Origin of the sequence: Labrenzia sp. R5_0 (assembly GCF_017743835.1) — a bacterium.
In the GTDB taxonomy this organism is placed as follows: Bacteria; Pseudomonadota; Alphaproteobacteria; order Rhizobiales; family Stappiaceae; genus Roseibium; species Roseibium algicola.
Map to the genome: position 1 here is coordinate 1,415,603 of NZ_JAGHRK010000001.1, position 15,289 is coordinate 1,430,891.

The window sequence follows — 15,289 nt, forward strand, 5'->3', positions numbered from 1 at the left end:
ATGACATCCCGCGAAAGTGGTTTCCAGACAGCAAGGGCAAAGGCTGCCTCAGGCAGCAATGCGCGTCCGGATGCCAGCCATTTGCCGTTGGAAGCAACATCGGACAATGAGACTGATTCTGTTCGCGCACTTTTTGCCAGGCAGGTGAAGTCGAGACCTGGTTACAGGGCACTGATACTGCCGGATAAGGTTCTGACCTTCGAGGAACTGGACCGGAAGGCGAACCGTGTCGCGTGGTACCTCATCGGCCGGGGTATCGGGCCTGGCAAGATCGTGGCACTCGGCTGTGCTGCCGGGCCGGACCTCGTCGTAAGCCTGCTGGGGGTGATCAAGACCGGAGCGTGCTACATGCCGCTCGATCCGACCTATCCTCGACAGCGTCTGATTGACATGCTTCAAGACGCAGAACCGGATCTGATCCTTGCGGAGCAACCGGTCGCCGGCGTCGTTGAGGCGGCTGGTCAGACAGCGCGGGCGGTCTTTCTTGGAAACGGTTCGCTGAGCCGGGACATCGCCGGACAGCCTGATACCGCTCCTGTGGGTGGTGATCTTGTTCGCCAGCTGACGGGCCATGATCCTGCCTATCTGGTCTATACGTCCGGTTCCACCGGGCGGCCCAAGGGCGTTCTCGGGCGGCAGGCCGCTCTTGCCAACAGGCTGGCCTGGATATCGGAAGCCTTGCCCTTCGCGCCGGGTGAGCGGACGTTGTTCAAGACCTCCTTGAACTTCATTGACGGGTCGACCGAGCTGTTGGGCGCCTTGTGCAATGGCTGTGCGGTCGTCCTCGAAGGTGGAAATGTTTCCGCTGACCCGAGGCGACTGGCAGAGACGGTGGCGGCGTTTGCCGTCACGCGGTTGACCGTTGTGCCGAGCCTGCTGGCAAGTCTTCTCGAGGACGACTGTTTGCCAGACTTGAAGGGCTGCCGGACCTGGGTCACGAGTGGCGAGCCTCTACCATCAAGTCTCCTGCAAAAATTCTGCGAGAAACTGCCAGACGCCCGCTTGTTCAACTTCTATGGTGCGTCAGAAGCTGCGGGGGACAGCCTCTGGGCGCGATGTGATGCAGACGGGAAAATTGCCATCGGCAACCCTATACGGGAAACAGTCCTCTACCTGCTCGACGATCTGCTTCAGCCTGTCTCCGACGGAGAGACCGGTGAACTCTACATAACCGGCACAGGTCTTGCGCTTGGATATCATCGCCAACCGGACAAGACCGCAGAACGGTTCGTCGCTTCGCCCTTTGGGCCCGCTGGTGCCTTGCTTTACAGAACAGGCGACGTTGCGCGGCGAATGCCTGACGGTGGTTACGAATATCTGGGGCGTTCCGACCATCAGGTGAAGATACGCGGCGTCCGCGTCGAGCCGGGAGAAGTCGCAGCAGCCTTGGACAGATTGCCGGAGGTTGCCCGTTCGGCTGTCGTTGCGAAGCGACGTGACAAAACGGACGTCTATCTTGCTGCCTATGTTGTCTGGGAAGTGGGAGCCGACAAGGATATCGCAAGGCTTATGGCCGCCTTGGCAGAAGCTCTCCCTCCAGCCTTTCTGCCGTCGGCGATTATGGCTCTCGATGCGCTTCCGCTCACACCCAATGGCAAGTTAGACAGGGCTGCGTTGCCGGATCCAGTGCGGACGGCTAGGCGGAGCGCAAGCGGAACGCAGAGCGACCTTGAAACCGCAATCTGTGAGGCATTTACAGAGCTGCTCGGCGTCCACTCGGTTTCAGTCCATGATAATTTCTTTCTCCTGGGTGGGCATTCACTGCTCGCCGCGCGTCTTGCTTATCGACTGAGAGACCGATTTGGCGTGCAGATCGCTCCAGGCGAGATTTTCGACGCGCCGACACCGGCTGCGCTTGCCCGTCTGATAGGGGCAGCGAAACCATGTTGCCTGAAACTGAAATCCGTTGCGCGACCCGACAAGGTTCCGCTGTCTTCTGCTCAAAAGCGTCTCTGGTTCCTGCAGCGGCTTCACCCGGAAGATACTTCCTACAATCTGGTCTACCGCTTCCGGCTTTCCGGTGCCGTCGACCCGTCCGTTCTCGGGCAAGCCTGGACAGACGTTATCGAGAGGCACGAGGTCTTGCGGACCGTTTATCCGCAAGACGGGGCCGGAGAGCCGTATCAGGACATCCGTACGGGTTTCGTTTCGGAAGATGTCATCCGGATTGTTTCAGTACCAGTAGCTGAAGGCCGGTCAGAACTCTCCCGTCAGTCTTCCAGGCCGTTCGATCTGTGCAAGGACCTGCCGGTGACAGTGTCGATCGTTACGGACGAAAATTTCGGTCCTGAACCGCAATGCATGATGCAGATTGTCATGCATCATATCGCGATTGACGGTGGCGCCCTGCGCCCATTGCTTGCCGACTTCGAGACGGCCTTTGCGGCGAGAATGAGCGGCAAGGAACCTGTCTGGAAAAAGCCTGCAATCCAATATGCCGACTTCGCAAGTTGGCAGCATACCCGGCTGTCCGGGGCAGCAGAACAGGAACTTGCCGCTCGTCTTGCCGAAGCACGCGAAGACCTCGCAGGCGCTCCGGATTGTGTTGATCTGCCCTGTGCCGAAGGGCAACGAAAGAATACCTATTGGCAAGGCGACGGAGTAGCCGTGGCAATCCCGCCAAAGCTTCATTGCAAGCTTGAGCGACTGGCATTGGAAACTCGGACCAGCCTGTTCATGGTACTGCAGGCTGCGATGGCTGCGACCTTGGCGCGGCTCGGCGCAGGGGAAGACATCGTCATCGGAACGCCTGTCGATGGCCGCCCGGACAGCTCTTTCGAAGAAACCATAGGCCTCTTCGTCAACATGCTGGCGCTCCGGAGCGATCTTTCCGGCAGGCCGACCTTTCGCGAGTTATTGGCCGATACGCGTCAGCGGAACCTTGCCGCCTATTCCCGCCGGGAGGTGCCATTCGAGCTCGTGGTCGACAAGGTTGCTCCACGCAGGGACCTGTCCTTTCATCCGGTGTTCCAGACCGTTCTGGCGCTCGATATGGCAGGAGCGACTGTTCTTACCTTGCCGGGGTTGACCTGCGAGGTTGAAGACGTGCCTGTCGAAGCCTCAAAGTTCGATCTTTCCTTCGACCTGACTGCTCATCGCGACGAGGTCGGAGGCGCAGGCGGTATCGATGGGCGGATCGAATTCCGGACAGATCTCCTGGATCGGGAGGTTGCGGGCAATATTTCCCGGCGTTTCATCGATCTACTTCGCGCAGCCGTGGAAAATCCGGACAAACGGATCGACCACCTCATGATTGTCGATCCCGACGAAGCGTCACGCCTTGTCACCTTGTGCGAAGGCGAGCGGGTCGAAAAAGCTGCGATCGAAATGTCTTTGCCCGAGCGGTTTCGTCTGCTGGCCAGGGAAAAGGGCGAGAAGGTCGCTCTCTCCAGCCAGACCCGCACGCTTTCCTACGCCGAACTCGATGCATTGTCGGACCGCGTTGCGCAAAACCTCCTCCGCCGGGGCGTTGCACCTGGGGCACGGGTCGCGGTCCTGATGGACCGTTCCATTGATCTTGTCGTCGCAACGCTCGCGATCGTGAAGGCAGGTGGGGCATATGTTCCCTTGAACAGGAACGATCCTGCCAACCGGCTTCAACAACTCGTTGCCGACACCCGGGCCCACCTCGTGCTGACTGACAGTGAAGACGCGATATCAGTCAGCTTCAATGATGCACCCTGCGTTCCTTTCAGCCACCTGCAAGTGGCGGCGGGAAAGGAGACCTTACCGAATATCACCAATGGACAGATCGCCTGCGTTCTCTTCACCTCCGGCTCCACAGGCAGGCCGAAGGGGATCGCGATCAGCCACCGCAATATTCAGGCCCTCGCGCTCGACGGATGCTGGCCGGAAGGCTCCCATGAGCGGGTCTTGCTGCATTCGCCCTATGCATTTGACGCTTCGACCTATGAAATCTGGACACCGCTCATGTTGGGGCAGGAGCTTTTCGTCGCGCCGCCTGGCATTCTCGATGCTGAAACGATTGCGCGGCTGGTCGAAGAGCACAAGGTGTCTGCAGCCTGCATCACGACACGTCTTTTCAACATCATTGCAGGTGAAAAACCCGAAGCATTCAAGCCTTTGAGGTCAGTGCTGATAGGTGGTGAGGCGGCTTCCGCAGAAGCCTTGCGCCGGGCAACGGCAGCTTCGCCTGGTACGCGGTTCGTCAATGGCTATGGCCCGGCAGAGGGCACGACCTTCGTGACCTGGCATGCAATGCACACGCTGGAGAAATCCGCGCACAAGGTACCCATCGGGTTGCCGCGTGACAATTGTAGCGTCCGAATTCTGGATGACCGCCTGCAACCTGTCGGTATCGGCATGGTGGGCGAGCTTTACCTGGCCGGTGCCTGCCTGACGCTTGGCTATCTCGACCGGACTGGTCTGACGGCCGAGCGCTTCGTTGCCGATCCCGCGGGGCCCGCAGGCAGCAGAATGTATCGGACCGGGGATCTGGTGCGCTGGCGCAGCGACGGCTTGCTGACCTTCGTCGGACGTGCCGATCACCAGGTCAAGATCAATGGCTTCCGTATCGAGCCGCAGGAAGTCGAAAACGCTATCGGGAGGCAGTCGGACATAGGCCAGTGCACGGTGATCGTGCGTGAAGACAGGCCCGGGGAAAAGAAACTCGTTGCCTATGTGGTTGGTACGGGGACAGGAGAACCAGATCTTGCAGGCTTACGAAAAAGGCTTGCCGAGACACTCCCTGCATTCATGGTGCCAGCCCATTTTGTTCTTCTGGAACAACTTCCTTTCACGACCAATGGCAAGTTGGACATCAAGCGCCTGCCTGCGCCTGAAATTCACGGCGATGGAGCGAAGGTACCTGCGGGGCAAACCGAGACCGATATCTGCGCATTGTTTGCTGATGTTCTGGGTCTGGGAACCGTAGGGCCTGCCGACAACTTCTTCGCACTTGGCGGCGACAGTATTCTCTCCATTCAACTGGTCAGCCGAGCACGGCGAGCAGGGCTGGTGTTTTCGGCAAGAGATGTCTTCAGCAACAAGACCCCTGCAGAGCTGGCAACGGTTGCGCAAAGGCAGCAATTGCCGGAGATCGGAACTGATCTCAAGTCAGGATGGATCAGCGACGAAGATCTGAGCATTGTCAGCAGCCGCTACGGCGGTTTGCTATCGACGGTGTGGCCGTTGACGGGTCTTCAGTCTGGTTTGCTGTTTCACGCCTTGATGGACGCTGAGACGGGCGAGGACGCCTACAAGGTGCAGACGGTGGTCAGCCTCGATGGCCTGGTGGATGCGCAGCGTCTTGAGGCGAGCCTTCAGGCTCTCGTTGCCCGGCACGCTCCCCTGCGGGCAGTCTTCTGCCACGAAGGCCTGAGCGATCCCGTTCAGGTGGTCCTGTCGAAGGTCGAGCTGCCACTTAAGCAGGTGGACTTGTCAGAGGACGCAGATCCGGAAGCGGAGCTGGAGCGGTTTCTCTTGGAAGACAGGGAGATCCGTTTCGACCTTGCTCAAGGTCCACTGCTGCGTGTCTGCCTCGTAAAACGTCCGGACGGCGGTGCCTGGCTGGTGTTGACCAATCACCACATTCTTCTCGACGGCTGGTCGTTGCCGGTGCTGATGCGGGAGCTGAAGGAGATTTACGAAGCCGGCGGGGCAGGGGTTCTGCCGCCAGTAACGCCGTTTGACCGGTATCTCGGCTGGCTGCAGCAGCAGGACAAGACAGCTGCGAAAGCGGCCTGGCAAGAATCTCTGTCCGGTCTGGAAGAGCCGACCCGGCTGGCGGCCTCTGTCTATGGCCAGTCTGCAAACACGTCCTCCGGCTCCTCGTCAGGTGAAAGCAGTGCGGTGCTGCGCTTTGACGATCTGCTGAGCGAGGACGCAACCCGGTCATTGGAAGGCCTGGCCCGCACGCTGGACATCACCTTGAACACGGTGCTCCAGGGCGCCTGGTCGGTCGTGCTTGGCCGCATCTGTGGGCGGGATGATCTGGTCTTCGGCACGACGGTCTCCGGCCGACCTGCCGAGATCACCGGCGTCGAAACCATGGCGGGTCTCTTCATCAACACCGTGCCGGTAAGGGCAAAGCCTGTTCCGGCAACATCCGTCAGCAGCTTCCTGAAGGAGCTGCAGTCCCGTCAGGCCGCACTTCTGCCTCACCAGCATCTGGGGCTGCCGGAGATTCAGGCAGAAGCGGGACTTGGAGACCTGTTCGACACGCTGGTGGTGTTCGAGAACTATCCCTTCAGCGACGAGACCCATGAGGCTTCGCCGGATGGCCTGCGGATCAGCGGTGTCGAGGTGCATGACCAGACCCACTATCCTTTGAGCCTGATGGTTGTTCCGGGCAAACGGCTGCTGCTGCGGCTGGATTGCCGGGAAGAACGGATCGGTGCAGACCTTGGCCGCAGTCTTCTTGGGCAGTTGTGCAATGTACTGGCGCAGATGGCCTCCCGTCCGGAAGCGCCGCTCGGATCTCTCGAGATGCTGCCGGCTTCTGAAAGAAAGGCTGTGCAGGACCGGTGGAACGCAACACGGCACGCCTTGCCGGAAGGCGATCTGACGGAGCTTGTCTCTGCAACGGCTTCCCGGTTTGGAACGCGGGAAGCGGTTATCGGCAGCACGGAGCGGCTGACCTATGCCGAGCTTGAGGTACGGGCAAACCGGCTGGCGCATCTTCTGATCCGGCGCGGCATTGGTGCTGAGGACCGGGTCGCGATAGCCTTGCCGAGAAACCCGGACATGATCGTGGCGCTGCTGGCGGTGCTGAAAACGGGCGCCGCCTATCTGCCGCTGGATCCGGACTATCCGGCAGCCCGCATTGCGATGATGCTGGACGATGCCGCGCCGCGTCTTGTGATCTCCGAGACGGTGACCGCCGCCGCCTTGACGGACGGTGCGCCGACATCGGCGCTTCTGCTGCTGGATGCCGAGGCGACCGGGTCCGAGCTGGCCAAGATGTCCGCTTCGACCCCGACCGATGCCGACCGGAAACAACCGATTGATCCCGCGCACCCGGCCTACGTCATCTACACGTCCGGCTCGACCGGTAAGCCGAAAGGTGTCGTCGTTACACGCGAGGGGCTTTCAAATCTCGCCTATGCCCAGATCGAACGGTTTGCGATTTCGGAACAGTCTCGGGTCGCGCAGTTCGCATCCTTCAGTTTCGACGCCGCCTTTTCGGAAATCGCTACGGCACTGGTCTCCGGTGCGGCTCTTGTGATCTGGCCAAGACAGGCATTCACAGATCCTGCAGCCTTGAAGACATTCATGTATGCGCAACGGGTAACGCATATCACGTTGTCGCCGAGCCTCTTGAGCGTGATGAAGACGACAGACCTTCCCGAAGGTTGTGTGCTGGTAACGGCCGGTGAAGCCATCAGCGTGCCGGAAGTTCGCAGATGGTCTGACCGTTGTTGCCTCGTCAATGCTTACGGCCCTACGGAAGTGACTGTGTGCGGTTCCATGAGCTTGCCGCTGACACCTGTTCAGGAAGTCGATATCGCGCCCATCGGGTTGCCGATCTGGAATTCCAGCCTCTACGTACTTGATCAAACGCTTCAGCCCGTCCCGAACGGTGTGGCTGGAGAATTGTACATCGGCGGTGCCGGTCTTGCGCGGGGCTATCAAAACCTTGCGGATCTGACCTCTTCCAGATTTGTCGCTGACCCGTTCGCCGGTGCCGGACGGCGAATGTACCGAACAGGGGATCTCGTCTATCGGGCGGGAGACGGCAACCTCTTTTTCCTGGGCCGCAGTGATGCGCAGGTCAAGGTCAGGGGACGACGTATCGAGCCGGGCGAGATCGAACGTGTACTTCTGGAACGCAGCGATGTCGCCCAATGTCTCGTGAGCGTCTACAGCGACCGGAAGGGCGCTTCGAGGCTTGTTGCCTATGTGATCGGGCAGGAACGATCGGATCCAAGTGCAGAAGAGCTGCAGCGCTACTGCGCCGACCGTCTGCCGGATTATATGGTTCCGGCACAGATAGACCTCTTGCCCTACTTGCCAAGGCTTCCGAACGGCAAGATCGACAGGAAGGCCCTGCCGGCACCCAGCCGCCCGCAAAGAGCTGAAGAAACAAGACGGCAGTCTCCGGCAGAACAGGCGGTAGCCGCCGCTTTTGCCGAAACGCTCGGCATATCTCCTCCCGCGCTCGACGACAGCTTCTTCGGTCTCGGCGGCGACAGCATATCGGCAATCCGGCTTGTTGGACTGTTGCGTCGAAAGGGTCTCAAGGCAACACCGAAAGACGTCTTCGATCACAAGACGGTTGCAAAGCTTGCGAGCGTGGCAAGGACGTTTGAAGGACCGGAAGTCACTGGACTGAAGGAGTTCGAGCCAGATACCGTTTTGCCCACGCCAATCCTGCGCTGGTTTGCAGAACTGGGTGGTCCCGCCGACGGCTTTTTCCAGTCGACCTGTCTGATGCTTCCGAAAGGGGCAAATGCCGAATTCCTGCAAACAGCTCTGGGGGCAATCGTCCAGCGGCACGGGATGCTGCGGGCTCGAGCGAACAAGACTACGCCGGCGATGAAGATTGCTCCGGTTGCCGAGCTCGCCGACGTTTTCCCTGTCAAGCACATCAGCCTGAGTGAGGTCGAAAACGAAAACGGGCTGAAAGATCTTCTGGAAGAACAGCATGCCGCCGCAGTTGAGGCCTTGTCTCTTTCCCGAGGCAAGGTGTTCAGTGCCATCTGGTTTGACCGTGGCCAGATGGAGCCGGGTCTGCTTCTGCTTGTGGCGCACCACCTGGTGATCGATGGTGTCTCCTGGCGCATCCTGAGCGACGATCTTCGGACAGCTTGGGACGATTGGTCGGCCGACCGCCCGATCAGCCTGGAACCTGAAAGCACTTCTTTCCCAGGGTGGAGCAGGCTGCTGCAAGCCGATGCGGCCTCCGATGCGCGCGCATCTGAAGAGGGGTACTGGAGCGCACTTCTATCATCCGGCACTGAGCGCTTTCTGGTAGGTGATCTGGACCGCAGGCAGGATACGGTTCAAACGTTGAAGTCCCTTGCCAGCCTTCTGAGCGCTGACGAAACCGAGCAGATCCTGACCCGTCTGCCTGCTCTTTACAGCTGCGGACCGCAGGATGTGCTTCTGGCGGCACTTGGCCTTGCCGTTGGGGCTTTCAAAACTTCCAGGTTTGGAAAACCGGGTGGTCCGATCCTGTGCGATGTCGAAGGGCATGGACGCGAAGCGATTGGAGACGCCGACCTCAGCCGAACTGTCGGCTGGTTCACTAGCGTCTTCCCGGCACGGCTGGAGGTCACGAAGGCAGGAAATGGCATTTCCGGTATCTCCGACGCGGACCTGCAGCAGCTCATTATCGAGATCAAGGAGCAAACCTCCGCACGTCCCGATCATGGCCTTGGTTATGGAATGCTGCGGTATCTCAACAAGGAGTCCTCCGCCAAACTTGCGAGCGAAAACAAGGCGCAGATCGCCTTCAACTATCTCGGTCGTTTTCCGGCGAGCGCTGTTGGTGCTTGGAGCGCGGCGCCGTTCTTTGGTGGAATACGCGGCGGTTTCGATCCGGCAACACCGGTTGCTCACATGCTTTCCATCGATTGTCAGGCGATCGAAGAGGAAAAGGGCTTTTCCCTCCACACCGAGTTCGGGTTTGCCAGCAGACATCTTTCGGAAAAAGAGACCGCTGAATTCAAGGCACTCTGGGAAGACGCTCTGATGCGGCTGGCAGCACACGGCAACTGGTCTAAAGCCGGTGGTCAGTCGCCTTCGGATTTCCCGCTGGCTGCTGTTTCCCAGGCCGATGTCGACTTGCTTGTTGAACGCTACGGCGGTTTGTTATCGACGGTGTGGCCGTTGACGGGCCTTCAGTCGGGTTTGCTGTTTCACGCCGTGATGGACGCTGAGACGGGTGAGGACGCCTACAAGGTGCAGACGGTTGTCAGCCTGGATGGCCCGGTGGATGCAGAGCATCTTGAGGCGAGCCTTCAGGCTCTCGTTGCCCGGCATGCACCTCTGCGGGCTGTCTTCTGCCACGAAGGCCTGAGCGATCCCGTTCAGGTGATCCTGTCGAAGGTCGAACTGCCACTTAAGCAGGTGGACTTGTCCGAGGATGCAGAGCTGGAGCGGTTTCTCCTGGAAGACAGGAAGACCCGTTTCGACCTTGCTCAAGGTCCATTGCTGCGTGTCTGCCTCGTAAAACGTCCGGACGGCGGTGCGTGGCTGGTGTTGACCAATCACCACATTCTTCTCGACGGCTGGTCGTTGCCGGTGCTGATGCGGGAGCTGAAGGAGATTTACGAAGCCGGCGGGGCAGGGGGTCTGCCGCCAGTAACACCGTTTGACCGGTATCTCGGCTGGCTGCAGCAGCAGGACAAGACGGCTGCGAAAGCGGCCTGGCAAGAATCTCTGTCCGGTCTGGAAGAGCCGACCCGGCTGGCGGCCTCTGTCTATGGCCAGTCTGCAAACACGTCCTCCGGCTCCTCGTCAGGTGAAAGCAGTGCGGTGCTGCGCTTTGACGATCTGCTGAGCGAGGACGCAACCCGGTCATTGGAAGGCCTGGCCCGCACGCTGGACATCACCTTGAACACGGTGCTCCAGGGCGCCTGGTCGGTCGTGCTTGGCCGCATCTGTGGGCGGGATGATCTGGTCTTCGGCACGACGGTCTCCGGCCGACCTGCCGAGATCACCGGCGTCGAAACCATGGCGGGTCTCTTCATCAACACCGTGCCGGTAAGGGCAAAGCCTGTTCCGGCAACATCCGTCAGCAGCTTCCTGAAGGAGCTGCAGTCCCGTCAGGCCGCACTTCTGCCTCACCAGCATCTGGGGCTGCCGGAGATTCAGGCAGAAGCGGGACTTGGAGACCTGTTCGACACGCTGGTGGTGTTCGAGAACTATCCCTTCAGCGACGAGACCCATGAGGCTTCGCCGGATGGCCTGCGGATCAGCGGTGTCGAGGTGCATGACCAGACCCACTATCCTTTGAGCCTGATGGTTGTTCCGGGCAAACGGCTGCTGCTGCGGCTGGATTGCCGGGAAGAACGGATCGGTGCAGACCTTGGCCGCAGTCTTCTTGGGCAGTTGTGCAATGTACTGGCGCAGATGGCCTCCCGTCCGGAAGCGCCGCTCGGATCTCTCGAGATGCTGCCGGCTTCTGAAAGAAAGGCTGTGCAGGACCGGTGGAACGCAACACGGCACGCCTTGCCGGAAGGCGATCTGACGGAGCTTGTCTCTGCAACGGCTTCCCGGTTTGGAACGCGGGAAGCGGTTATCGGCAGCACGGAGCGGCTGACCTATGCCGAGCTTGAGGTACGGGCAAACCGGCTGGCGCATCTTCTGATCCGGCGCGGCATTGGTGCTGAGGACCGGGTCGCGATAGCCTTGCCGAGAAACCCGGACATGATCGTGGCGCTGCTGGCGGTGCTGAAAACGGGCGCCGCCTATCTGCCGCTGGATCCGGACTATCCGGCAGCCCGCATTGCGATGATGCTGGACGATGCCGCGCCGCGTCTTGTGATCTCCGAGACGGTGACCGCCGCCGCCTTGACGGACGGTGCGCCGACATCGGCGCTTCTGCTGCTGGATGCCGAGGCGACCGGGTCCGAGCTGGCCAAGATGTCCGCTTCGACCCCGACCGATGCCGACCGGAAACAACCGATTGATCCCGCGCACCCGGCCTACGTCATCTACACGTCTGGTTCCACCGGTAAGCCGAAAGGTGTCGTCGTTACACGCGAGGGGCTCAAGAACCTTCTGTGTTGCCTGAGTACCGAGCTTCGCCTTCTGCCGCAGGACAAGGTGCTCAGCGCGACCACGATCGGGTTCGACATTGCCGGGCTTGAGCTCTACGGCCCGCTGCTGGTCGGTGCAGGCGTAGTGCTGTTTGAAGGCAATCAGCGCGAAGCGGATCGCCTCCATGACTGGATCGGCCAGGAAAAACCAACGGTCATGCAGGCAACGCCATCGCTCTGGCGGTCGCTTCTGGAGGTTGGGCCACTGCCGCGTTTGCAGGTTCTTGTGGGCGGTGAGGCTCTGGACGGCGGACTAGCGTCGCAGCTGCAAACCGCAGGGCCGGTGACGAATGTCTATGGCCCGACCGAGACAACGATCTGGTCTGTGAGCGCATCTGTTTCCCCCGAAAGTTCTGGCATTCCGTCTATCGGGCAACCTTTGTGGAACTCGCAGGTCTACGTACTTGATGAGACCCTTCAGCCTGTCGCCGAAGGTATTTCCGGCGAACTCTACATCGGCGGGCTTGGGCTCGCACGTGGCTATCACGGGCGTTCGGATCTGACGAGCGAACGCTTTGTTGCCGATCCGTTTGCAGGCCATGGAGCTCGCATGTACCGGACCGGGGACACGGTCTATCGCAGACGCAACGGTGAGCTTGTGTTCCTGGGACGCGGAGACAGCCAGGTCAAGATTCGAGGCCATCGTATCGAGCTTGGCGAGATCGAGGCGACCATCGCATCGATGACGAATATTGCGCAGGCGGTGGTCTTGGACCGGCCGGATGGAGCGCGAGGTTCTTCGCTCGTTGCCTATGTTGTTCCGGAAGAAGGGGCTGAACTCAAAACTGAAGAGCTTCGTTCCGTGCTCCAGCGAAACCTGCCTGACTACATGGTGCCTGGCGCTTTTATCGTACTCCCGGAATTGCCGCTGACACCAAATGGAAAGCTGAACCGTCTGGCGCTGCCGGATCCTGTCTGGAAACAGGGAGAAACAAGTCCGGCAACACTCCAGGAAACGTTGTTGTGCAATCTCTTCGCTGAACTGCTGCCCGGCGTAGTGCCGGGACCGGAAGACAGTTTCTTTGATATGGGGGGGCATTCGCTGCTCGCCGCACGCCTGAAGGCACTGATGAAGGAACGCATGGGCCTGGACGTCAGCCTTCGAGATATTTTCGAAACACCGACGGTGCGCGGTCTGCTGTCGCTCCGGCAAGGTCGCAAGACCGGTTTGCTGGAGCCGGTGCTGCAGATCCGGCGGGCAGGATGTCAGGCGCCACTATTCTGCGTTCATCCGGGCTTCGGTCTTGGTTGGACGTATGCCGGTCTTGCTTCCGTCCTGCCAGCCGATGTCCCGATCATCGCCCTTCAGGCGCGCGGCTATATCGGCGAGGCCGTTTTGCCTTCAACGCTGAACCAAATGGCGGCCGATTACGTCGCAAGCGTCAACAAGGTGGCAAGCACGGGCCCGGTTCGGTTGCTTGGTTGGTCGTTCGGAGGGCTGGCTGCCTTCGAAATGGCACGTCTTTTGGAAGAAAGCGGCAGAGACGTCGAGTTCCTGATGCTTCTGGACAGTTATCCGATGCACGAAGGAGACCCGTTGCCGGATCTTTCAGATAGTGGAGCGCGCGGTGCGTTCCTTGAAATGATCGGCTTCGATCCGCATGGACGCGTACCCGAAGACATTACCTTTGAGGATGTCCGGAGATTTCTGGAAGACAGTGCCCATCCTCTGGCAGACCTCAGCCCAGTCGACTTCAACAACATGCTGCGGATCGCCCGAAACAACGCGCTGCTCGCACATGGCTATCGGCCCAAGACGTTAAACTGTCCCCTGGTGCATTACGCTTCGAACGATACGAAGCGTATGCTGGGTGTTGAGGCCGATCCCTGGGAAAACCGGACAAGCGGACAATTCGAGGCGCACGCACTCGACTGTACACACCATGAAATGACATCGCAGCAGGCCCTTTGCGAAATCGGCGAGGGGCTGAATGCTTTGATGAACCTTGGCGATCAGCCGTTCAGGCAGGCCGTTGCGGAAGGGAGACTAAAGAATGTCGGTTGATATCCTCAATCCCGTGGAACCTGAACACGCTGTACAGCGCGCGATACCCATGACCGGCGCGGAGTTCATCGACAGTCTCCAGGACCAGCGCTGTGTCTATTTCAATGGAGAGCGGGTGACCGACCTGACGGGTCATCCTGCCTTTCGCAACTCGGTACGTTCCCTGGCACGGCTTTACGATGCCCTGCATCAGGATCACGATAGCGGCACCAATGTCCTGACCGCATCTGCAGATGCCGATCCAACCGGTTACACACACCGATATTTCAAGGTGGCCAGATCGGCAGAGGACCTGCTCGGTCAACAGAAGGCGATCGCGGAATGGGCAAAGATGAGCTACGGCTGGATGGGGCGCTCACCGGACTACAAGGCAGCGATCGTCAACACGCTGGACGCCAACGCGGCCTATTATGGGCCTTTCGCAGACAACGCGCGTTGCTGGTATCATCTGGCTCAGCAGCGCACCTATTTCATGAACCATGCTGTGGCCAATCCGCCGATTGACCGGGCGAAGCCTTTCAGCGATGCAAAAGACATCCTGGTTCATGTTGTCAAGGAAACAGACGCGGGGCTTTATCTTTCAGGTGCAAAGGTCGTCGCGACTTCGGCAGCACTGACCCACTACAACTTTCTCAGCCACCACGCGGTCTCGGAAACCAACGAACCGCCTACGGCTTTCATGTTCTTTCTCGACATGTCGACGCCGGGCATCAAGCTGATCTGCCGGAATTCCTACGAATATGCGGCGAGCCAGTCCTCGACGCCGTTCGACAGCCCGCTGTCTTCCCGCTTCGACGAAAACGACGCCATCCTCGTTCTCGACAACGTTTTCGTGCCCTGGGAGAACGTGCTGGTCTATGGGCCTGCACACAAGCCGATCGACTTCCTGATGGACACGGGCTACCTGCAAGGCACCTGTTTCCACGGATGCACCCGGTTTGCGGTGAAGCTGGACTTTCTCGCCGGTCTGCTGACCAGGGCTTTGCACATCACCAGCGGTGACGAGTTTCGCGGAAATCAGGTTCTGCAAGGGGAGGTGATAGCCCTGCGTCACCTGTTCTGGTCGTTGTCGGATGCAATGGCCCGGACACCAGAAGCCTTTGCAGACGGCGCTTTCCTGCCGGGACTATCGGCCGCGCAGGCCTATCGCGCGCTTGCGCCCGATGCCTACGGTCGTGTGAAGGAGATTGTCCAGAAGATCGTCGCGTCCGCGCTGATCTATCTGCCGTCTTCCGCAAAGGATTTCCAGAACCCAGAAATCGACGGTTATCTGGAACGGTACGTGCGCGGCTCCAACGGCGTTGGCTACAAGGACCGTATCAAGCTGATGAAGCTGCTGTGGGACGCCACGGGCTCGGAATTTGCAGGGCGTCACGAGCTATACGAGCGCAATTATGCCGGCAATCATGAAGAGGTGAAACTTCAGCTTCCTGCAATCGCACGGCGCGACGGTTCAATGGACCAAATGCTGTCGCTTGTTGACCAGTGCCTTGATGATTATGATGAATTCGGCTGGTGCAACACGGCGTGGAAAGACTGACGCGCAAGGTTGGGAGAG

The 15,289-nt window shown here is 59.7% G+C and carries 2 protein-coding genes; both read left to right on the forward strand.

Features of this window, described 5'->3' with window-relative positions; all coding sequences use genetic code 11:
• Positions 1-13,731 (forward strand): non-ribosomal peptide synthetase, encoded by a 13,731-nt coding sequence (locus J7447_RS06525; RefSeq protein ID WP_209169111.1) that lies wholly within the window; start codon positions 1-3, stop codon positions 13,729-13,731.
• Entirely contained in the window at positions 13,721-15,271 is a 1,551-nt protein-coding gene (locus J7447_RS06530; RefSeq protein ID WP_209169112.1) for a 4-hydroxyphenylacetate 3-hydroxylase N-terminal domain-containing protein, read from the forward strand. The genes J7447_RS06525 and J7447_RS06530 overlap by 11 nt, the downstream gene beginning before the upstream one ends.
• Positions 15,272-15,289 lie beyond the last annotated feature (18 nt).

Excerpts from the sequence above, each read along its gene's own strand:
- J7447_RS06525 (WP_209169111.1), top strand. The coding sequence starts at position 1 with ATGACATCCCGCGAAAGTGGTTTCCAGACAGCAAGGGCAAAGGCTGCC.
- J7447_RS06530 (WP_209169112.1), top strand. The coding sequence starts at position 13,721 with ATGTCGGTTGATATCCTCAATCCCGTGGAACCTGAACACGCTGTACAG.